The following is a 22,304-nucleotide window of genomic DNA, read 5'->3' as shown; positions in this document are numbered from 1 at the left end:
AGATGGTTTATCTAAAGACAAACGAAGAAATTGAGTTAATGAGAATAGCTAATCGATTAGTGAGTTTAGTGCTTGCTGAAGTGGCTAAGAATATTACTCCTGGGATTAGTACGTTTCAGTTGGATAAAATAGCTGATGAATTTATTCTTGATAATGGAGCGATACCTTTGTTTAAAGGATATAAAGGATTCTCTAATGCACTATGTGTTTCAGTGAATGAAAATGTAGTTCATGGAATTCCAGGAGATTATTTGTTAAGGGATGGAGATATTGTTTCGGTTGATTGTGGAGTAAAATTGAATGGTTATTGCGGTGATTCAGCTTATACTTTTGAGGTAGGAGAAGTGAATCAAAGCTTAAAGAAGTTATTACAAGTAACTAAGGAATCTTTATATATTGGTATCAATAACGCTATTAGTGGGAAAAGATTAGGAGATATTGGAAATGCAATTCAGACACATTGTGAAAAGGCTGGATATAGTATTGTTAGAGAACTAGTAGGGCATGGAATAGGAAAAGATATGCATGAATCGCCAGAGGTTCCTAATTTTGGAGAAAAAGGTCAAGGTTATTTATTAAAATCAGGAATGTGCATTGCAATAGAACCAATGGTTAATTTTGGGAGGGGAAATGTGAAAATTGAAAAAGATGGTTGGACTGTTCGTACGGTAGATCGTAAACCTTCAGCTCATTTTGAGCATACAATAGCTATTCGGAAAGGGGAAGCGGATATTTTGTCTACATTTGATTTTGTAGAAAAGATATTAAGGGAAAAATAGAAAATTTATATCTATATTTGGAATTTAAAATTTGATGTATGGCTAAACAATCGGCAATAGAACATGATGGGATTGTGAGAGAGGCATTGTCTAATGCAATATTTCGTGTTGAGTTGAAAAATGGACATGAAATCTCGGCACATATTTCTGGAAAAATGCGTATGCATTATATTAAGATATTGCCAGGAGATAAAGTAAAAATAGAGATGTCTCCTTATGATTTATCCAAAGGACGAATTTCATTTAGATATAAATAAAATAGAAAGATATTATGAAAGTAAAGGTTTCGATTAAAAAGCGTGGTCTTAACTCCAAGATTGTTCGTAGAAAAGGGTGTTTGTATGTAATAGACAAAAAAAATCCTAATTTTAAGCAGCGTCAGGGGTAGTTTTTAATTTTTCAGGTTTTTAAACGAATGGCAATAAGAATAGTAGGGGTAGACTTACCTCAAAATAAAAGAGGAGAAGTAGCATTGACTTATATCTATGGTATAGGACGTAGTTTGGCTAATAGAATTCTGACAAAGGCTGGGATTAATAGAGATGTTAAAGTCAAAGATTGGGGAGATGTTCAAGTAGCAGCAATACGTGATATCATTGATCGTGATTTTAAAGTAGAAGGGGAGCTTCGTTCTGAAATTCAATTAAATATTAAACGTTTAATTGATATAGGTTGTTACCGTGGAATACGTCATCGTATAGGATTGCCTGTAAGGGGGCAGAGTACTAAAAATAATGCTCGTACTCGTAAAGGTAGAAGGAAAACCGTTGCTAATAAGAAGAAGGTAACGAAATAAATAATTAATTTGAAAAAAGTAAGAGATGGTAAAAAAAATAGTTGGATCAAAAAAAAAAATAGTGAAAGTGGATGTTGATGGTCAATTACATGTTCATTCTTCATTTAATAATATTATTATTACGATTACAAATAGAGAGGGACAAGTTATTTCGTGGTCTTCTGCTGGTAAGATGGGCTTTAGGAGTTCTAAAAAAAATACTCCCTATGCAGCTCAAATGGCAGCGCGAGATTGTGCTAAAATAGCTTATGATTTAGGATTAAGGAAGGTAAAAGCTTATGTAAAAGGGCCTGGTAATGGGCGTGAGTCTGCTATTCGGACAATACATAGTACTGGAATTGAGGTGACTGAAATTATAGATGTTACTCCTCTTCCACATAATGGATGTCGTTCTCCTAAGGGAAGAAGAATTTAAAAAAAAATATTATTCAGGATAATGGCAAGGTATATTGGACCAAAAACAAAAATTGCACGTAAATTTGGTGAACTTATTTTCGGATCAGATAAAGCTTTTAATAGAAAAAACAGTTCGAATAGAAAAAAGAAAAAAATATCTGAATATGCTGTTCAACTACGTGAAAAACAAAAGGCGAAGCATATTTATGGTTTGTTGGAAAAGCAATTTCGTAACTTGTTTAAAAAAGCGTCTTGTTCAAAAGGTATTACAGGTGAGATTCTTCTTCAATTGTTGGAGTCTCGTTTGGATAATTTAGTTTATCGCATAGGATTTGCAAAAACGAGAACGGGAGCGCGTCAATTAGTTTCTCACAAGCATATTGTAGTTGATAATAAAATAGTGAATATATCTTCATATTTAGTAAAGCCAGGGCAAATTGTAAGAATACGTGAAAAAGCTAAATTGTTTGAAGTTATTCTGAATAGTATAGAGGAAAATCATAGTAAATATTCATGGATTGAATATGATAAATCTTCTATGAGTGCGAGATATTTACATATTCCTGAAAGAACAGATATTCCTGAGAATATCAAAGAACAGTTGATAGTAGAGTTGTATTCTAAATAATAATTTTTCATGGCAATATTAGTATTTCAAAAACCTGATAGAGTAGTAGAGATAGAATCTAGTGATAAGTACGGAAAATTTGAGTTTCACCCATTAGAGTCTGGGTATGGGATTACTATTGGTAATTCTCTTCGTCGCGTTCTTTTGTCATCTCTGGAAGGTTATGCCATCACTTCAATTAAAATTGAGGGTGTAAGTAATGAATTCGCTGTCGTACCAGGTGTTGTGGAGGATGTTACAAACATAATTCTTGGACTTAAACAGGTTAGGTTTAGGCAAAAAAATAAGGGCATTGAATATGAAAAAGTAGTTTTTACTGTTTTAGGAGTAAAGGAATTTAAGGCAAGTGATATTGATAAGTATTTGAATGGATTTGAAATAGTTAACTCCAATTTTGTGATTGCTCATTTAGAGAAAAATGCTAGTCTTAGTGTAGAATTGACAATTAGAAAAGGTAGAGGGTATATTCCAGCAGAAGAAAATCATTTAGAGAGTAATGATGTAAATCAAATAGCTATTGATTCTATTTTTACACCAATAGTAAACGTAAAATATAATGTTGAACCCTTTCGTGTAGAGCAAAAAACAGATTATGAGAAACTAACAATTGAACTTATGACTGATGGTTCTATTTATCCTAAAGATGCTCTAAAAGCAGCAGCTGATATTTTAATTCAGCATTTAGAGTTATTTTCTGAAGGAAAAATTCGATTAGAAAAAGATGAAAATGAAACAGTTGAAGATTTTGATGAAGATATTTTACGAATGCATCAATTATTAAAATCTAAGTTATCGGATATGGATCTATCTGTTCGTGCCCTTAATTGTTTGAGGGTAGAAGAAATAGAAACGATAGAAGATCTTGTGAAGTGTCAAAAAAGTGAATTAATGAAATTTCGTAATTTTGGAAAAAAGTCACTAATTGAATTAGATGAACTGTTAACAAAATTGAATTTAACATTTGGTATGGATGTAAGAAAGTATAATTTAGGCAACAATGAGGCATAGTAAGCGAATTAACCATTTGGGTCGTATTTATTCTCATCGGATAGCGATGCTTTCTAATATGTCTGTTTCATTAATTAAACAAAAGAGGATTTTTACGACTCTTGCTAAAGCAAAGGAACTTCGCAAATACGTAGAGCCAATATTAACAAAATCTAAAAGCGATACGACTCATTCTAGACGATTGGTTTTTAAAAAGTTGCGTGACAAATATGCTGTGACGGAATTGTTTAGAGAAATAGTTAAAAAACTAGAGAATAGACGTGGAGGTTATACTCGTATTATTAAAACAGGTAATCGTTTAGGAGACAATGCTTCTATGTGTTTTATTGAACTAGTAGATTATAATGAGTTGATGTTGAAAAATTCCAATAAGGGAGTAATTAAAGTACGTCGTTCCAGAAAAAAAAGTCATAAGAATGAGAATAGTAATAGTATAAATATAAATAACGAAAAAGAAGAGTTATTTAAAAATCATAATGTTATAAATAAAAATGACTGAGCCAATAGAAAAAAATAAAGTAGAATAATTCAATTAAATTTATGTTATGGAAGGTTTGTAAATATCATTTGCAAGCCTTTTTGTGAATTTAAATAGTTTGAATTATAATGAATAAAAGAAGTAGTAGTGATAAAGTTAAGAAAACCATTAAGTGGTTTTGGATGGTATTTGGAGTTCTGATTGTTTCTATTGTCTTTTTTTTTCTATCGATTGTCAATGGATGGATAGGATATATGTCTTCAGTGAAAAATTTAGAAAATCCTATTAATAAATATGCTTCCCAGGTTATTTCATCTGATATGCAGATCATGGGGACTTATGCTCAAGACAAAGAAAATAGAATTTATATGGATTATAAAAATATTTCACCTGCTTTAATTCAAGCTCTGATTGCTACAGAAGATGTTCGTTTTATGAAACATTCAGGTATTGATTTTTATGCGCTGTTGAGATCTGTAATAAAACGAGGGGTTTTTTTTCAAAAAAATAGTGGAGGTGGTAGTACTATCACTCAACAATTAGCAAAACAACTTTATTCTGAACATGCAAAAAATTTCTTTAAGCGTCTTTTTCAAAAGCCAATTGAATGGGTAATTGCTGTTCAATTAGAACGTTTTTACACAAAGGAAGAAATAATTAATATGTATCTTAATAAATTTGATTTTCTCTATAATGCTGTTGGTATTCAAATGGCTTGCTATGTTTATTTTGGGAAATTACCAGAAAATATTTCTACAGAAGAAGCTGCCACTTTGATAGGGATGTGTAAAAATCCTTCTTATTTTAATCCTTTAAGATATAGAGAAAAAGCGCAAGGGAGACGTAATGTTATTTTAGATTTGATGCGAAAAAATAATTATATCTCGCTAGAAAAATGTGATTCATTGAAGAAATTGCCTTTAGTTATTGATTTTCGTAGAATAAATTACAAAGAAATGATTGCTCCTTATTTTAGAGAACACTTACGTTTATTGATGACAGCAAAAAGACCAGAAAGGAAGGATTATAATCTTGGTAACACTTATAAATATGTGAATGATTCAATAACATGGGAAACTAATCCATTATATGGATGGTGTAAAAAAAATAGAAAATTGGATGGTTCTCCTTATGACCTTTATACCGATGGTTTGAAAATATATACTACATTAGATTCTCGTATGCAAACTTATGCAGAGCAAGCTGTTAGTGAACATATAGGGAATTTTTTGCAACCCATTTTTTTAAAAGAAAAAATGAATAATATAAGAACACCTTATTCTTTTTTGTTAAATGGAAAGATGAATATTTTTTTGGAATATGCTATGAAGCGGACAGATAGGTATCGAATATTAAAAAAAGAAAATATATCGGAAAAAGAAATTAAGATTATTTTTGATAAGCCAATAAAAATGCAAGTTTTTTCTTGGAAAGGTATAAAAGATACAATTATGTCTCCAATGGATTCTGTTCTTTATATGAAATTTTTTCTTCGTACAGGGTTTATGGCAATGGATGCTCATACAGGAGCTATAAAGGCTTATGTAGGTGGAATTGATTATAAATATTTTCAATATGATATGGTGAGTGTAGGTAAAAGGCAAATTGGTTCAACTATTAAACCTTATTTGTATTCGTTAGCAATGGAAAGTGGATTTACTCCTTGTGACGAAATGAGTCATGAACCACAAGAGTTAATTTCAGAGACAGGAGAAATATGGTCACCAAGAAATACTAATAATTTAATGAAGGGAGAAAAAGTTAGTCTCCGTTGGGGATTACAACATTCTGATAATTGGGTTTCTGCTTATTTAATGAAGCAATTATCTCCTTACTCATTTAAGGTAATATTACTTTCTTATGGTCTTTCTGAACCTATTGATGCAGTAGTTTCTTTATGTTTGGGAACTTGTGAGGCTTCTGTAGAACAAATGGTGTCAGGATATTCTGTTTTTGTTAATGGTGGAGTTCGTGTTGAACCAATGTTTATTACTCGTATTGAAGATAGAAATGGGAATGTAATATCTACTTTTAATCCAAGGTTTCACGAAGTAATTAGTGAACAGGCAAGTTATAAGATGTTGAATATGTTAAAGAGTGTAATAGATGGAGGTACAGGTGGGGGGATGCGTAGGTATACCGTAGCCCCTATGGGTGGAAAAACAGGAACCACTCAAAATAATTCAGATTGTTGGTTTATAGGATTTACACCGTCTTTGATAGGAGGATGTTGGGTAGGAGGCGAGGAACGTTCTATTCATTTTAATAAAATAAGCGAAGGGCAAGGTTCGAGAGCAGCTCTACCTATTATGGGTATTTTTCTTAAAAAAGTCTTTGCTGACAAGACATTAGGTTATTCTCAATTTGAAACATTTGTTGTTCCTCAACAATTTACTGATCCTTGTATGTATAAAAATGAATAGAATAATGGTTCTACAATTGTTTATTTATTACTGTAAAATTACAATAGTAGATGATATTATTAATTAATGGTTTATTAGTTTTTTTTGTAATTCCTCTTTAGTATATAGAGGATATAAATGTCCTTTGTAGGCTAAAGAAATTTCTCCTGTTTCTTCAGAAATAACAATAATTTTAGAATCAGTTTGTTCGCTTAGTCCTAGTGCTGAACGATGGCGTAGGCCGTATAAAGAAGGAATATCTTCTCTTTGAGAGAGAGGTAAGATGCACGATGCAGAAATGATCTTTTCTCCTACGATGATTATTGCTCCATCGTGTAAAGGGCTATTTTTAAAAAATATGTTTTCTATTAATCGAGTATTAATGTTAGCGTTTATATTTTCTCCTGTTTTAATAAAACAGTCTAATGATATGTCTTGTTGAATAGCGATTAAAGCTCCTTCTTTTCTTTTTGCCAAATTGAATGAAGCTATTACAATTGATTTGATGTACAAAATATCATTTTGTACATTTGTAGATTTAAATAGTTTTACTATTTTTTTTATACCTTCATCGGATCCCAAATTTTGAAGAAATTCTCGAATTTCTTTTTGAAAAACAATAGTTAATAGAATAACTCCAACATTAATGAATTTGTCTAAAATACTGCCCATAAAGTGCATTTGTAATATTTGAGATATCAATATCCAAAGGATAACAAAAGCTAACACTCCTGTGAAAATAGGAGTTGCTCCTGTTTTTTTTATTAAACGACAAATTTTGTAAATAAAAAAAATAACCAAAATGATATCGATTATATCTTTAATATTGAAATTAATCATATAGTTTTATTTGATTGTATAACTGAATTGTTTGAACTGCCTCTTTTACATCATGAACCCGGAGAATGCTAGCTCCTTGCATTAATGCAAACATGTTTAACGCTGTCGTTCCGTTTAGTGAATTTTCCGTTGTAACTCCTGCTATTTCTCGTATCATTGTTTTGCGCGAAAGACCTACTACAACAGGTAGATTAAAAATATTAAATTGAGCTAATTGGCTTAGAATTTCATAATTTTGATTGGTTGTTTTACTAAAACCAAAACCTGGATCTATCCAAATATCATGTATCCCAATTTGATGCATATAGTTAATTTTTTCTTCGAAATAAAATAAAATTTCTGGCAATAGGTAATTATACTGAGTATGCTTTAACATAGTTTGTGGAGTTCCTCTCATATGCATAATAAGGTAGGTAATCTGTAATTCAGCTATGATATCAAGCATTTTTGTATCCAATTCACCTGCTGTGATATCATTTACAATAGAAATTCCGAAATTTTCCACACATTTTCTTACTACTTTTGAACGAAAGGTATCAATTGAAACTAAAGCATTAGGTATCTCTTTAAAAAGAATATTTAAACCAAACTGTAAACGTTTTATTTCTTCTTCTTCTTTAACAAATACAGCATTAGGGCGAGAAGAATATCCTCCCACATCAATAATAGATGCTCCTTCTTCCAAAATTTGAATTGCTCTTTCTACTATTTCTTTTTCAGTTTGTTTTCTACTTCTAATAAAAAAGGAATCAGGTGTGATATTTAAAATACCCATAACTTTTTTGTCAGTTAGTTGTTCACTATTTGATTTCATAGTACAAAAATAAAATTTTGTATGATTTCGCAATAACTAATGCTTACCTTTGTAGGGTAAATGTTTGTGTTTTTAGAACAAGTCAATATTTGGGATAAAAATTATCTTATAGCTTAAAAAATTATCTTATAGCTTATAATAATAAACTAATTTGAATTCGATTTTTATATTTAAAAATGAGTAATGAATATAGAATTATTGTATCAAATATTTAGACGATATCCTATTATTACAACAAATAGTCAAATTTGTACGATTAATTCCCTTTTTTTTGCACTAAAAGGTGAAAAATTCGATGGTAATGATTATGTTATGCAAGCTCTTACATCTGGGGCAATTTATGCAATAGGGGATAGAAGTGATTTGCCAGAAAGTAACCAAATTATTAAAGTAAAAAATGTACTTCAAACTTTACAGTCTTTGGCAAATTATCATCGTAAACAGATGAATGCAAAAATAATTGCTGTGACTGGAACAAATGGAAAAACGACTACTAAAGAATTAGTAGCAATAGCTTTGTCCTCTAAATATAAGACTCTTTCTACACAGAAAAATCTAAATAATCATATTGGAATTCCTTTAACTTTATTACAATTGAAACCAGATCATCAATTTGCAGTTATTGAAATGGGAGCAAATCATCTGAATGAAATACAAATGCTTTGTAAGATTGTAGAGCCTGATTATGGTATAATTACCAATGTAGGTAAAGCTCATTTGGAAGGTTTTGGTTCTTTTGATGGAGTTGTAAAAACGAAAACAGAACTATACGATTTTATTCGTAAGAATAAAGGGGTGATTTTTGGTAATTCAGATAATTTAATATTGAAAGAGTGGCATAATTCTTTGCCTGTAATTTATTATGGTACTAATTCTTCTAAATCTTTTGTTTACGGACGAATGGTTGCATTTGATCCTACTCTAGTTTTAGAATGGAGTAAAAACAATAAAAACAATAAAGTTGTTACTCAATTGGTAGGTTGGTACAATTTTGAGAATGTATTGGCATCTATTTGTATTGCCAGTTATTTTGGGGTGGAAGATGATATGGTTAATGCTGCTATAGCTAATTATGTCCCGATCAACAATCGTTCTCAGAATTGTAAAACTAAAAAAAATAATCTATTTATAGATACTTATAATGCTAATCCTGATAGTATGCAAGTTGCGTTAGATAATTTTTCTAAATTGTGTGTTTCACCTAAAATGGTTATTCTGGGTGAAATGAAAGAGCTTGGCAAATATAGCAAAGAAGAGCACAAAAAAATAGTAGATAGCCTTTTTAAGAAGAAAATAGATAAAGTGTTTTTAATAGGGAGTAACTTCGAAGAATGTCTATTTCCTTGTTTTAAATGGAAATTGTTTTCTCAAACAGAAAATTGTTTAAAATATTTACAAGTAACACCCATAGAAGGATATCATATTTTGATTAAAGGATCAAGAAAAAATCAATTGGAAAAAATTTTACCTTATTTGTAATTTTAAAAAAATTATGTAATTTATAAAAACTATTATGAAAAGAATGATTTTGTCTTTACGATTATAAAAAATAAACTAAGTGCCTGAATAATAATAAGAAATAAAAAAATAGTCGGATTATTTGTTTTATGTTTATTAGATTGATTTATTAAAAGAATAAAAACTCATTGCTTTGATATGAAAGAATAAAATTATTAGATAATGAGTCCTTTCTTTTTAATATTTTGATATAACTTCAAAGTTGTAATTATTGTTTGGAATAAATCCTTACTCTGTAAATTGAATTTGATTTTTTGAAAAGGTAATATACTCATATATAAAAAGTAAATATGTATACTTTCTTTATAATTTTTGTCATAGTTATCGCCATTTTTTTAATACTTGTGATTGTTGTGCAAAATTCTAAAGGTGGAGGATTAACTTCTGGGTTTACTTCAACTAATCAAATAATTGGAGTTCGTAAAACTGCGGACTTTTTTGAAAAAATTACATGGTGGCTTGCAGGACTATTGGTTGTGTTGTGTATTTTTGCATCACTGTTTAGACATAGTGCTCATAGTACTTTAGAAAATTCTGTCCTCAAAGATGATATTATGGAAACTATTCCTCAACAATAAAGAATGAAATAAAATACACTCCAATTAATATCTGACAAATTTTCAAGTGAGAAAGGAATAAATGAGTGATAAGTCTTGGTATAAAATTTTCGTTTTTTATTTGTATACTATACACTATTAGTATTAATTTTTAATCTAAATTTTATTATGACAACGGGGAAAAGGAAAAACAATGTAATAGCTATTATTATGATGATAGCTATTTTGGGGATGATTGGCTTTGTAACTAATTTGGCAGCTCCAGTAGGAACCATTTGGAAAAACCAATACAAAGATTCTAATTTTTTAGGTATGCTAGGGAATCTTATGAATTTTGCTGCTTATGGGTTTATGGGTATTCCAGCTGGGAAATTTTTAGAAAAAATTGGTTATAAAAAAACGGCTCTTTGTGCTATCATAGTTGGATTTTTTGGTATAGGTGTTCAATTTATTTCTGGTATAATTAGTGGAAATTTGGGATTTGTTATTTATTTGCTTGGAGCATTTATAGCTGGGTTCTCTGTATGTATGTTGAATACTGTTGCTAATCCGATGTTAAATGAAATAGGAGGAGGTGGGAAAAAGGGAGGTACTCTTCTCCAGGCAGGTGGAGTTTGCAATTCTTTACTAGGAACGCTTGCTCCAATATTGGTTGGATCCTTGATTGGAGAAATAACTAAAGATACTACATTTTCTAATGTAAACCCTGTTTTATTTATTGGTATGGGCGTTTTTGCATTAGTAGGTGTTATTTTATATGTTGTTGACATTCCTGAACCTGCCATTATCGAAAAATTAATAGATATATCTTCCAAATATAGTGCGTTGTCATTCCGCCATTTTGTGCTTGGAGCAGTAGGAATATTTATATATGTAGGTGTTGAAGTTGGAATACCTGGTACTATGAAATTTTTCTTAGAAGAAAAAGGGGTGCTGCCTGCTGCAGCGGGGACAGTTGCTGGCACTTATTGGTTTTTAATGCTAATTGGGCGTTTATTGGGAACAGGTATTGCTAGTAAAGTTTCTAGTAAAGAATTACTAGCGTATGCTTCAGGTATTGCTATTCTTTTAGTTTTGACAGCCATTTGTGTCTCTACTTCAGAAAAGATAAAAATGCCTGTTTTTACTGGTTCTACTTTTGGTTTAGAAAGCGTACCTATCAATGCATTATTTCTCGTATTAGTAGGTCTCTTTACTTCAGTAATGTGGGGAGGCATTTTCAATCTGGCTATTGAAGGGTTAGGCAAATATGTTACTACAGCTTCTGGTATTTATATGATGATGGTAATGGGTGGGGGTATTATTCCATTAATACAAAATGGAATTGTGGATATTACAAAATTATTTGGAGAAAAGAGCTATATGGTTTCTTATTGGTTACCTCTTATTGGTCTTTTATATTTGTTTTATTACGCACTTTTTGGTAGTAAAAATATAAATAAAGATATACCAATTTAAAAAATTGGTACTCAGAGTATAATTGAATAAGAAAATTAAAATGGTAAAAAGTGAGATGATGAGAAAATAGGATAAAGAGCTCACATTAGTAGATTATACTAATTTTATTTCTTCACCAATCTTTCGAAATTTTTAAAAAATTTGCTTTTACAAAAGATATTACTAAAAAGTAATACAATATTACAGATTAGTAACAATTACAGAATATACTCAACCACTTGATGATTTACTAATTAGGTTAGAGGTATGATGTTTTGTGTATTTTTTTTAAAATTTTAAATGAAATGTTTGTGATATTTCTTTAGTCTATGCATAACATAGTTTCCCCTTACTAAGGGGGAAAGAGTAAAATTTTATAAAAAAAGTCTAGTTTCCTATTATAGGTTGCAGAAAACTATGGGATTGTAGATATTGATTTAAATTAATATTGATATAGTGAAATGTAAATTTTAATTTGCTCTTAAAAAAGAAATCATGTGCAGTTTATTAATCATAATAATTCCTTTAGTTCTTTTTCTTTTATTGGGATTATTTGGAATGAAATTAAGGCCGAATATATCTGGAATTATTGGAACTGGAGGTTTGGGGATATGTACTTTTATGGCCTATACAGTAGCTTATCAGTATTTTTTTAAGACAGGTAAAATAAATGGTGTATGGGGAAAATTTATTCCATTAAATTTTCAATGGATCCATTTTACAGAAAAATTACATATTGATTTAGGAATTTTATTGGATTCTATTTCAGTAATGATGTTGGTAGTAATTACAACTATATCATTGATGGTACATATTTATAGTTTAGGATACATGAAAGGTGAAATTGGATTTCAGAGGTATTATGCTTTTCTTTCATTATTTAGTTTTTCTATGTTAGGTTTAGTAGTAGCTACTAATATTTTTCAAATGTATATTTTTTGGGAATTAGTAGGGGTGAGTTCCTATTTGTTGATAGGATTTTATTATACTAAACTGTCAGCGGTAGCCGCAAGTAAAAAAGCATTTATTGTTACTCGTTTTGCTGATTTGGGATTTTTAATAGGCATACTGGTTCTGTCTTATTATACAGGAACGTTTGATTTTGAAAGATTAACGATTAATAATGCTATATTAGTAGTCACTTCTATGTCAGGTAAAACATTTCTGGGATTATCTATTTCAGCTTGGGTTTTGACTTTGATTTTTATAGGTGGGGCAGGTAAATCAGCAATGTTTCCTCTGCATATTTGGTTACCTGATGCAATGGAAGGACCAACTCCTGTTTCAGCTTTGATTCATGCAGCAACAATGGTAATAGCAGGTGTTTATTTAGTTGCAAGATTATTTCCAATTTATTTTTTTGCTAATTCTAATATATTAGAGATGATAGCTTTTACAGGAGCTTTTACAGCTTTATTTGCGGCAGTTATTGCTGTTACTCAAACTGATATAAAACGTGTATTAGCATTTTCAACTATTTCACAGGTTGCTTATATGATGGTTGCTCTAGGGGTGTCGGAATATGGTGGACATGAAGGTTTGGGGTATATGGCTTCTATGTTTCATCTTTTTACTCACGCCTTTTTCAAAGCCTTGTTATTTTTGGGAGCTGGTTCAGTAATTCATGCGGTGCATAGTAACGAAATGGATAATATGGGTGGTTTGCATAAATATATGCCTATAACTAATATTACTTTTTTAATAGCATGTTTGTCTATTTCAGGTATTCCTCCTTTTTCTGGTTTTTATAGTAAAGATGAAATATTAGTTGCAGCATTTCATCATCAATTGATTGTCTTCTGGATATTATTGATTGTTTCTGGATTAACAGCATTTTATATGTTTCGTTTATATTTCTGTATTTTTTGGAATGGTGGTAGAAAATGCGATGTATATCATGTACCACATGAATCACCAATAACAATGACATCCCCGTTAATTATATTAAGTATTTTTTCTATGCTTAGTGGGTTAATACCATTTGCTAATTTTATTAGTAGTAATAAAATTTCTTTTCATACATATATTGATTGGACTGTTGCTTCTATGAGTCTTATTATGGCTATAATTGGTATTGGAGTAGCAATATTTTTATATTTAAAAGATACTGGTAATCCTATTAAAATTATTCATTTTTTTGGTTTTTTTTATAAAATGATACTACACAAATTTTATTTGGATGAAATTTGGATGTGGATAACAAAGACAGTTATTTTACAATTTATTTGTGAGCCTATTAGATGGTTTGACTATCATATTATTGATGGAAGTATTAATGGATTAGCACGGGTAACGCAAAAAATTTCACTATCTATAAAAGGATTACAATCTGGACAGGTGCAATTTTATGTTTGGGTATTTGTTACAGGTTTAATAGTGATGACAATATTAGTTTTCTTTTTGTAAAAATTACTATAGTAGAAAACTTATGAGTTTGTAGAGTATATCTTAAGAAGTAGGAAATTTCAAAATGGAACTTCCTACTTGTGTATGTAAAAAAAGCAAAGTAGGAATGAGTAAATTTTAAAAATAATAATGTTATGAAAAGACATTACAATATTATTTATTTTTTTATATTTTTTAGTGGAGAATACATTCTATCCAAATTATATTGAGATAGTTTTTAATATTTCATATTAATCAGAATGAAAAAGGATGGTTCTATCTTTTTTATCTAATATGACAAAATTATTCTCTTCAAAAAAAACATCATAGTATGTATAGTGTGTTTTAAGGTTTATTAATAAAAAGAGGGATTTGTTATATAATTAAGTTGAATGTTATTTGAGTTTATCCGTTCAAATTTTGAATTCACAAAAGGTGGGTTAATTTATTTACATATACTACATGAAATTTAGTAGGAGAGGGATTCAGATGAGAGAGAAATGTTTTGTAAATATAAAAAATACAGGGAAAAGTTTATAAGTATAAGTTTTTTGATATGTTTGAAAATTGAAAGACTAGGAATTAATATAGAAAATGTTGGATATAAATTTATTTTCGATATAAAATTTTCTTTACTTTGGTTAAAATCTTGAAAAAAATTATAGAATAGTTATTTTAAAAGAGGATTAATATCTCGTTTCCATTCTTGGATGGAAATATTTTATATATCAGTCAGGAAGACAATAAATAAAAATTATGTTTCATTTGGATGTCGTAACAAATTGGGTGGATAAGTTTCTTCGATCGTGCTTAATAGATAGTATTGTATTGTTTGTTGAGTTTTTTTTAATAGGTCTTGTTGTTTTGACATTTTATGCAACGTTAGCACTCTTGCTTATTTTTTTAGAACGAAAAATTTGTGCATTTTTTCAATGTCGCCTAGGACCTACACGTGTAGGATGTTTTGGAATTCTTCAATCAGTAGCTGATATGATCAAAATATTGCTGAAAGAGTTAATCAAAATAGATAAAGTTGATGTTTTTTTATTTCGTTTGTCTACTTATGTAGTAATTGTTGCTTCTATATGTACATTTGGGGCTATTCCATTTGATAAGGGGTTGCATGTAGTTGATTTTAATATGGGAGTATTTTATTTGTTGTCAGTTTCTTCAATAGGGGTTATCGGAATTTTGTTGGCTGGTTGGGCTTCTAACAATAAATATACAATAATTGGTGCTATCCGATCGGGAGCACAGTTAATTTCTTATGAGTTATCTTGTGGTTTATCAGTGATAACTATTGTTATGCTTTCGGGTTCTTTGAAACTATCCACTATTGTGGAACAACAATCTTATACATGGAATATATTTAGGGGAGGCATCCCTGCAATTATTGCTTTTATTATTTATTTGATAGCAGGACATGCTGAGACTAATCGTGGACCCTTTGATTTACCGGAAGCTGAATCTGAACTAACAGCTGGCTATCATACTGAGTATTCTGGTATTCGGTTTGGATTTTTTTATTTAGCTGAATATTTGAATATGTTTATTATTGCAGCTATTGCAACTACTTTATTTTTAGGAGGTTGGATGCCATTACATATTCCTTGTTGGAATATGTTTAATGAAATTATGGATTGTATCCCATCGATAATATGGTTTTTTTCAAAAACCTTTATTTGTATATTTTTAGCATTATGGGTACGATGGACGATGCCTCGTTTAAGAATAGATCAACTCTTGAATTTAGAATGGAAAGTTCTAATGCCTGTTAGTTTAATCAATATTATATTAATGGCTTTTTGGATAATATATTTATGACTCATACTAAAAATATAATCAAAGGTATATGGTATTTGATTCAGGGATTGTGTATTACAATGCTTAATTTTTTTCGTAAAAAAGTGACGGAGCAATATCCTGAAAACAGAGGAAAGATATTTTCTCACGATCGAGTGAGAGGGCAATTATTGATGTTTCACAATGAAAAAAATCAACATAAATGTACGGCTTGTGGTATTTGTCAGGTAAATTGTCCAAATGGAACCATTCAGATAATCACAAAAAAAATATTAGATGAATTTACTGGAAAAGAAAAAAAAGTTTTAGATGAATATCTATATGACATTGGAAGTTGTACATTTTGTTCTATTTGTACTATTTCGTGCCGACAAAGTGCAATTATATGGACAACTAATTTTGAACATGCATCCTTTACCCGTTGCAAATTATATAAAAGATTGAATAAAAAAGATTCTTCGCTAATTAAAAAATAAAAGTATGAGTCCGATTGTTAATTTGGTAGTATTTATTTGTTTAGGAATAACAAGTTTTTTATTGTCCATATTAGTAGTATTATCTAAAAATTTATTACGCTCTGCTATTTATCTACTATTAGTTTTACTATGTACAGCAGGTTTTTATCTGTTTTTAAATTATCATTTTCTTGCTGCTGTTCAGGTATCAGTTTATGCAGGTGGAGTTGTAATATTATTCGTATTTGCTATTTTTCTTACTAATAAAAATGATTTTTTTGAGAAAAAATGGTGGCGAAGACATGCAATGGGAGGATTAGTTATGTTAGGTGGAATTGCTATTACTACATTTGCTTTATTGAAAAATAAATTTTATTATATAAATAATTACACGATAAAAGGTGACAGAGAAATTAATATGCAACTGATCGGTAAGGCTTTGATAGGAGTAGGAAAATATCAATATCTTTTACCTTTCGAAGTATTGAGTTTGCTCTTACTGGTCTGTATTATTGGAGGGATATTGATAGCGAGAAAAAGATAAAATTAGATAAAAATCGTATAGTTAGATAAAATATTGAAAAGGATTAGACGAATTATTTATAGAGATTACAAGGTGTAGATTACTGGATGGAGAATAGAATATTTTATAGAATTAAAGAATAAAAATTCTAACTGTCGTATTGAAATCTTTGATATTATAAAAATCGTTTCGATTTTTATAAATTTAGAGTAATTTAGCTCTCTAAAGAGAGCTAAATTTACTTGTGGTTAGTTTAGTAGTGAGTAGATTTATTTTTAATAAAATTCATAATAAACCCTGATAAGGAATTTATGCTATTTTAATTTATTTCAGAGTTTTATTAAACTACCATATATTAGTTTAGAGGATTAAAATTATAGCAGGTAAATTATTTAGAGAATATCACCTACAAACTAATTATCTTAACATAATTAGTTTGTAGGTGATATTAGAATCAAATTTGGTGGATATTCCTATTATTTTGAATCGATATTGTAAAAGAAATCGGCGAAACAAATTTTATGCTTATTCAAAATGAAAAAGAAATGGTCAATTTAATATAGATTGAAGTAACTTCTGATTTTTGCTACTGAAGTTTAAGAATGTATAAAATAATAATTTTTTATGATTAAAATAGAGTATTACTTGGTAATTAGTACGTTGATGTTTTTTATTGGAATTTATGGATTTATTTCTCGAAAAAATATGATTGCTATTCTTATTTCATTAGAGTTGATATTGAATGCAGTCGAAATAAATTTTGCTGTATTTAATAGGTATTTATACCCGAAACAATTTGAAGGGATGTTTTTTACTCTTTTTGGAATAGTCATTACGGCTTCTGAGACGGCAATAGCTTTGGCAATAATTGTAAATGCTTACCGTACAATTGGTAATATTGAAATTGAAAATTTGAATAAAATGAAGTAATAAAGTAAGAATAAATAGAAATAAGAAACTGTAAAATATGGACGAAAAAAGGAATATATTATCGTTTAATTGATATTGAAATAGAATATACTTTGTCTTTTAAAATTAATTAGAAAAATAATAAAAAAAGTGGAGATAAATTTTGTATTCTAGCAGGTTGTTGAATGTATCAAAGTTACTGTGTAAATTACAGTAACAACTAATGAGAATAAAAATATTCTCATTATACTAATAAATAATTTAGGATACTTAAAATTATCACTTTTAAGTAAGTAAACAACTTAGCTTAAGTATCTCTTGGATAACAATTTGAAATAAAAAACAATTCGTAGTAAATTGATGCTGAATTTTATTCTTTTTGATTAAAGCTAGGGTACAAGTGGATTACATGATGAATTTTATAGAAGAATTGAAATGGCGTGGTATGATTTATCATATAACGCCAGGCACAGAAGAGCAATTACAAAAAGAGATGACTGTAGCTTATATAGGGATAGATCCAACTGCTGATTCTTTACATATTGGTCATTTAGTAGGACTGATGATGTTAAAACATTTTCAATTAGCAGGTCACCGTCCCATTGTCTTAATAGGAGGAGCTACTGGAATGATTGGAGATCCGTCTATGAAATCACAAGAGCGTAATTTGTTAGATAAAGACACTTTGATAAAAAATCAAAATGGAATAAAAATTCAATTAGCTAAATTTCTTGAATTTGATTCCAGTGCTACTAATGCTGCTATATTAGTTAATAATTATAATTGGATAAAAGATTATTCTTTTTTAGATTTTATTCGTGAAATTGGAAAATATATTACGGTAAATTATATGATGTCAAAAGATTCTGTAAAAAAACGATTGCTCACAAATTCAAAAATTGGAATGTCATTTACAGAATTTTCTTATCAATTGCTTCAGGGCTATGACTATTTTTTTTTATATAAAAATTATAATTGTCGATTGCAAATGGGTGGCTCCGATCAATGGGGAAATATTACTACAGGAGTAGAATTAATTAGGAAAAAAGTAGGAGGTGAAGTTTTTGCTCTGACTTGTCCTTTGATTACAAAAGCTGATGGTAGTAAATTCGGTAAAACAGAATTTGGTAATATCTGGTTAGACAAACGATATACTTCTCCTTATAAATTTTATCAATTTTGGTTAAATGTAAGCGATGCTGATGCGGAAAAGTATATTAAAATTTTCACAACTTTATCCAATGGAAAAATAAATAATATAATTTCAAAACATAAAATAACTCCTCATCTTCGCTCTTTGCAGAAATGCTTAGCAAAAGAAATGACTGTTATAGTTCATTCGCAAGAAGATTATGAAATGGCAGTGAAAGCGTCGGCAACTCTTTTTGGAAATATTACTTCTAATTTTTTAAAACAGTTAGATATAGATATCTTACAAGATATTTTCATAGGTATTCCTCAGTTTAAAATATCAAAAAAGGTATTATCAGTAGGTATAAAGGCAGTTGATTTGTTAGTAGATAGTACACATATTTTTTTATCTAAAGGAGAGATGCGTAAATTGGTTAAAGGAGGTGGAGTAAGTGTTAATAAAGAAAAATTATCTATACCTGATCATTTGATTGATTGTTCTTTTTTGTTAGGAGGCAAATTCATATTAATTCAAAAAGGAAAGAAAAACCATTTTTTACTAAAAATAGAATGATATTGCAGGGAGTTGTTTTGAGATATTCGTGAAGAAAAAAAATTACTTTTGAGTAAATTTAAATAGTTGGGGGTATGTGTTTGTCCCATGGTGTAATGGTAGCACATCTGATTTTGATTCAGCCAGCCTAGGTTCGAATCCTAGTGGGACAACAAGTTTTAAATGTTCGATTGTTTAGTTTTTTTTGTGAAAAATTCACTAGAAAACTGTAAGGTATGTTTGACAGAACGTACAGAATTTTGTATATAAAATTATATACGGAGACAATGGAATCCAATTACCAATAAGCAGCAGTTAATAATATTTATAAATATTGTTCACAACAATTAGGATAAAAAAGTTTATCTACAATAAATTATCGTAATAAAGACTCTTACGAGAGATAAGAGTTATTTTGGAAAATTTTAACAATATGACTCAAATATTAATATCAGAATACTAATATTTCTGATACAGAGAAAAATCATATAAATAAAAATATTTAAGTAGTGAAAGGAGGGGGATATTCATTGTGGAGTACAGAACAATTGGTTGATCCGAAGTTAAGGTCAACGCATGGAACTTTTATAATCGAACAATTTTCCAATTTTTAATAAAAGCATATTAGCCTGGGTTATAATTTAGTGGTTAATAGAGAGAATAATTATAAATTTATAAGTAATGTAAAGGCTTTACGTACCTAGGACATGAATTCGCTTCCTTGAAAATTATTAGTTTATTGATTTTAAAAAAAAATGACAAGGAATGTATAAAAATGCAAAGATATGAGTAAAACATTTTTTTTAAACAAAGTAATAAAAAAGGTAGAGGAGATTGAAAAGTGTTTAATAAATCAAAGGAATTAATTGCCAAGTAGGAAAAATACTTACGGGGAATTTATTTAATCTTATGAGAGATTCATGAGATTAAATAAATAAATGATCGACATGACTTGCGTACCATTCTAGTAATTAGGAAAATATTAGTGATTAAATAAGTAAAAGAAGACATGTTATAAATAAAACATGATAGATAAAAATCTAAATTTGACCTCATTCGCTTAATCATAAGCGAATGAAAGTTTTACTGGTTGATGACTATAAAATGGCTGTAATATGTCTTTTTGGAATCGTTCAATGAGTCGACGTAGAAAGAGGAAATTATTGTATTGGATATTCGGCGAACATTAATTATGGATAATGAAACATTTGAAATAAAAACTTGGTAATAACTGTTTATTTTATGTTTCTTATGGAATTTCTCCTTTTTTCAGTTCTACAATATTCATAAATCGGAATTTACTTTGGCCTTTTAATTTGACTTTATTTTTTCTTAATTTCAATTAAAACTAGAAACTCAGTACTTATCTAATTAATTTTTATTTTATTAAAAAATTGTCGTAATTGTCCAAATACTCATGTTTGGTTTGCAGTTTTTTTAATACTATTCCAGTTTTGATGAGAATTTTAATTTCCCTTTTTAGCATCATTACTTGTTCTTTTTCCCATCTCATTCATTATCGTAAAGAATATTTGTGTTATTGAAAGTGCAAATCAAATATATAGTAAAGTTGGTATGCAATAAAATAAAACACAACTCACTAAAATGAAATAAGTTCAGATATGTTTTACTTTATAATCTCAAATTGTAATTACTGTTGATATAATTTTTTTACATTATTTTCCCGTTTTTATAGGTTTTTTAACTTTTACATTATTTTCGAAGCAAACAATAAAAGCTTTTTTAAATACATTCAATAGATTTTTTTGAATTTGCAAGATTTCATTGAAATTAAGAGATGCTCCGTAGGTATATTTATATAAATTATCTTCTTCATAGTAATCTACTTTGTAACCTTTGAATTGAGGATCATTTTGTGATAGTTTTTTTAGTGAAGTAAAAATTTGCACTTTATATATTTTGTCGTTTGAAGCTTCATTTTTTATTAATGTATCTTTTAAAGATGAAATATTATTTGTAGTCTTTTCATTGGTATATTTTTTTATTGTAGTATTCTTATGATCATAATTTATTTTATATTCTGTAAAAGCAGCACAAATGGCTTTTGCGTATTTTTGTTTCCCTTCTTCACTTAGTAAATACATTTCGGCTTCTGAATTGGTCATAAAATCAAGTTCTATTAGAATTCTTGGCATACTCGTTTTTCTTAAGACTAAATACTCAGCCTGTTTTATTCCACGATCTGCCCATGGAACACAAGATTTCAATCTTGCTTGTACAATAGATGCAAAATCAAGACTTTGATAAACGAAGTTATTTTGCATAAACTCAAAAATAATATAAGATTCAGAGATACTTGGATCAAAATTTTCGTATTTTTCTTTGTAGTTATTCTCTAAATAAATAACAGAGTTCTCCCTTTTTGCTACGTTTAAATTTTCTTTGGTTTTTGAAATTCCAAAAGCGTAAACTTCTGAACCGCGGGTATTAATGTTAATTGATGCATTGGCATGAATAGATATGAATAAATCTGCCTTAATTTTATTAGCTATATCTGCTCGTTTCCATAAATCGACAAACTCATCTTTGTCTCGTGTATATATAACTTTCACATTAGAGTTTTTCTCTACTATATATTTACCTGTAAGTAGAGCAACAGACAGCGTAATATCCTTTTCTTTTCCTTTTTTACCAATTGCTCCAGGATCATGCCCACCGTGCCCTGGGTCAATGACTAATACAAAATCCCCCTTGTTGTTGGAAAAAGAAGAAACAGAAATTGAAAGAGTCAAAAGTGACAACAATATGCGAAGCGATTGTTTTAAAGGCATTGATAACAGTCAATGATTTCAGAACCAAAGTTACAAAAAATGTTTTAAGTAAGAAAAATTCTTTTACTGATATAACTTCAAGTTTTTTAGAAGTTATGAG

The 22,304-nt window shown here is 29.1% G+C and carries 21 protein-coding genes and 1 tRNA gene; 19 read left to right on the top strand and 3 right to left on the bottom strand.

Annotation, left to right across the window (positions count from 1 at the left end; translation table 11 throughout):
• Nucleotides 1-2: 2 nt before the first annotated feature.
• From map to ACZ5QM_RS00175, 9 genes are all read left to right on the top strand, one after another.
• Nucleotides 3-779: a type I methionyl aminopeptidase gene (gene map / locus ACZ5QM_RS00215; RefSeq protein ID WP_464182829.1), complete on the top strand. Its 777-nt coding sequence runs from the start codon at nucleotides 3-5 to the stop codon at nucleotides 777-779.
• Between the two features lie 38 nt (nucleotides 780-817).
• Nucleotides 818-1,036 (top strand): translation initiation factor IF-1, encoded by a 219-nt coding sequence (infA, locus tag ACZ5QM_RS00210; RefSeq protein ID WP_464182827.1) that lies wholly within the window; start codon nucleotides 818-820, stop codon nucleotides 1,034-1,036.
• Between the two features lie 14 nt (nucleotides 1,037-1,050).
• Nucleotides 1,051-1,167, top strand: coding sequence for a 50S ribosomal protein L36 (gene rpmJ, locus ACZ5QM_RS00205; protein WP_464182826.1), 117 nt, complete (start codon nucleotides 1,051-1,053; stop codon nucleotides 1,165-1,167).
• Nucleotides 1,168-1,194: 27 nt separating this feature from the next.
• Nucleotides 1,195-1,575 carry a 30S ribosomal protein S13 gene (rpsM, locus tag ACZ5QM_RS00200; protein WP_464182825.1) on the top strand — a complete coding sequence of 127 codons (381 nt, stop codon included), beginning with the start codon at nucleotides 1,195-1,197 and terminating at the stop codon, nucleotides 1,573-1,575.
• A gap of 25 nt (nucleotides 1,576-1,600) precedes the next feature.
• Nucleotides 1,601-1,990: a 30S ribosomal protein S11 gene (gene rpsK / locus ACZ5QM_RS00195; protein WP_464182824.1), complete on the top strand. Its 390-nt coding sequence runs from the start codon at nucleotides 1,601-1,603 to the stop codon at nucleotides 1,988-1,990.
• A gap of 21 nt (nucleotides 1,991-2,011) precedes the next feature.
• Entirely contained in the window at nucleotides 2,012-2,599 is a 588-nt protein-coding gene (gene rpsD / locus ACZ5QM_RS00190) for a 30S ribosomal protein S4 (protein ID WP_464182823.1), read from the top strand.
• A 9-nt stretch (nucleotides 2,600-2,608) separates the two neighbouring features.
• Entirely contained in the window at nucleotides 2,609-3,607 is a 999-nt protein-coding gene (locus ACZ5QM_RS00185) for a DNA-directed RNA polymerase subunit alpha (protein ID WP_464182821.1), read from the top strand.
• Nucleotides 3,597-4,106 (top strand): 50S ribosomal protein L17, encoded by a 510-nt coding sequence (gene rplQ, locus ACZ5QM_RS00180; protein WP_464182820.1) that lies wholly within the window; start codon nucleotides 3,597-3,599, stop codon nucleotides 4,104-4,106. The genes ACZ5QM_RS00185 and rplQ overlap by 11 nt, the downstream gene beginning before the upstream one ends.
• Before the next feature lie 107 nt (nucleotides 4,107-4,213).
• Nucleotides 4,214-6,508, top strand: coding sequence for a transglycosylase domain-containing protein (locus tag ACZ5QM_RS00175; protein ID WP_464182818.1), 2,295 nt, complete (start codon nucleotides 4,214-4,216; stop codon nucleotides 6,506-6,508).
• Between the two features lie 63 nt (nucleotides 6,509-6,571).
• On the opposite strand, the gene cdaA is transcribed toward ACZ5QM_RS00175, so the two are convergent.
• The gene (cdaA, locus tag ACZ5QM_RS00170; protein ID WP_464182817.1) at nucleotides 6,572-7,327 is read right to left on the bottom strand and encodes a diadenylate cyclase CdaA; all 756 of its coding nucleotides are present in this window, start codon (nucleotides 7,325-7,327) and stop codon (nucleotides 6,572-6,574) included.
• Nucleotides 7,320-8,141 carry a dihydropteroate synthase gene (gene folP / locus ACZ5QM_RS00165; RefSeq protein WP_464182816.1) on the bottom strand — a complete coding sequence of 274 codons (822 nt, stop codon included), beginning with the start codon at nucleotides 8,139-8,141 and terminating at the stop codon, nucleotides 7,320-7,322. The genes cdaA and folP overlap by 8 nt, the downstream gene beginning before the upstream one ends.
• 183 nt (nucleotides 8,142-8,324) lie before the next feature.
• On the opposite strand from folP, the gene ACZ5QM_RS00160 reads away from it, so the two are divergent.
• The 10 genes from ACZ5QM_RS00160 (at nucleotide 8,325) to ACZ5QM_RS00115 (ending at nucleotide 19,585) form a co-directional block, all read left to right on the top strand.
• The gene (locus ACZ5QM_RS00160; RefSeq protein WP_464182814.1) at nucleotides 8,325-9,620 is read left to right on the top strand and encodes a UDP-N-acetylmuramoyl-tripeptide--D-alanyl-D-alanine ligase; all 1,296 of its coding nucleotides are present in this window, start codon (nucleotides 8,325-8,327) and stop codon (nucleotides 9,618-9,620) included.
• Nucleotides 9,621-9,949: 329 nt separating this feature from the next.
• The gene (gene secG, locus ACZ5QM_RS00155) at nucleotides 9,950-10,237 is read left to right on the top strand and encodes a preprotein translocase subunit SecG (protein WP_464182812.1); all 288 of its coding nucleotides are present in this window, start codon (nucleotides 9,950-9,952) and stop codon (nucleotides 10,235-10,237) included.
• A gap of 147 nt (nucleotides 10,238-10,384) precedes the next feature.
• Nucleotides 10,385-11,674, top strand: a complete 1,290-nt coding sequence (locus ACZ5QM_RS00150) for an MFS transporter (protein ID WP_464182811.1) — start codon at nucleotides 10,385-10,387, stop codon at nucleotides 11,672-11,674.
• A gap of 474 nt (nucleotides 11,675-12,148) precedes the next feature.
• Entirely contained in the window at nucleotides 12,149-14,059 is a 1,911-nt protein-coding gene (gene nuoL, locus ACZ5QM_RS00145; RefSeq protein WP_464203016.1) for an NADH-quinone oxidoreductase subunit L, read from the top strand.
• A 735-nt stretch (nucleotides 14,060-14,794) separates the two neighbouring features.
• Nucleotides 14,795-15,862, top strand: a complete 1,068-nt coding sequence (gene nuoH / locus ACZ5QM_RS00140) for an NADH-quinone oxidoreductase subunit NuoH (RefSeq protein ID WP_464182808.1) — start codon at nucleotides 14,795-14,797, stop codon at nucleotides 15,860-15,862.
• Nucleotides 15,859-16,317: a 4Fe-4S dicluster domain-containing protein gene (locus ACZ5QM_RS00135; RefSeq protein ID WP_464203015.1), complete on the top strand. Its 459-nt coding sequence runs from the start codon at nucleotides 15,859-15,861 to the stop codon at nucleotides 16,315-16,317. Before nuoH ends, ACZ5QM_RS00135 begins: the two co-directional genes overlap by 4 nt.
• A gap of 4 nt (nucleotides 16,318-16,321) precedes the next feature.
• Nucleotides 16,322-16,840 (top strand): NADH-quinone oxidoreductase subunit J family protein, encoded by a 519-nt coding sequence (locus ACZ5QM_RS00130; RefSeq protein WP_464182806.1) that lies wholly within the window; start codon nucleotides 16,322-16,324, stop codon nucleotides 16,838-16,840.
• 603 nt (nucleotides 16,841-17,443) lie between these two features.
• The gene (gene nuoK / locus ACZ5QM_RS00125; protein WP_464182805.1) at nucleotides 17,444-17,749 is read left to right on the top strand and encodes an NADH-quinone oxidoreductase subunit NuoK; all 306 of its coding nucleotides are present in this window, start codon (nucleotides 17,444-17,446) and stop codon (nucleotides 17,747-17,749) included.
• Between the two features lie 391 nt (nucleotides 17,750-18,140).
• Entirely contained in the window at nucleotides 18,141-19,433 is a 1,293-nt protein-coding gene (gene tyrS / locus ACZ5QM_RS00120) for a tyrosine--tRNA ligase (RefSeq protein ID WP_464183337.1), read from the top strand.
• Nucleotides 19,434-19,514: 81 nt separating this feature from the next.
• Nucleotides 19,515-19,585, top strand: a tRNA-Gln gene (locus tag ACZ5QM_RS00115).
• 1,503 nt (nucleotides 19,586-21,088) lie between these two features.
• On the opposite strand, the gene ACZ5QM_RS00110 is transcribed toward ACZ5QM_RS00115, so the two are convergent.
• On the bottom strand, nucleotides 21,089-22,204 hold the full coding sequence (locus ACZ5QM_RS00110) for an N-acetylmuramoyl-L-alanine amidase family protein (RefSeq protein ID WP_464182804.1): 1,116 nt from the start codon (nucleotides 22,202-22,204) through the stop codon (nucleotides 21,089-21,091).
• Nucleotides 22,205-22,304: the final 100 nt, after the last annotated feature.

The sequence above is a fragment of the Azobacteroides sp. (SeqCode) genome (assembly GCF_055395615.1).
The sequence above is the reverse complement of the archived record's forward strand: the minus strand, read 5'-3'. Positions and strand labels throughout refer to the sequence as shown.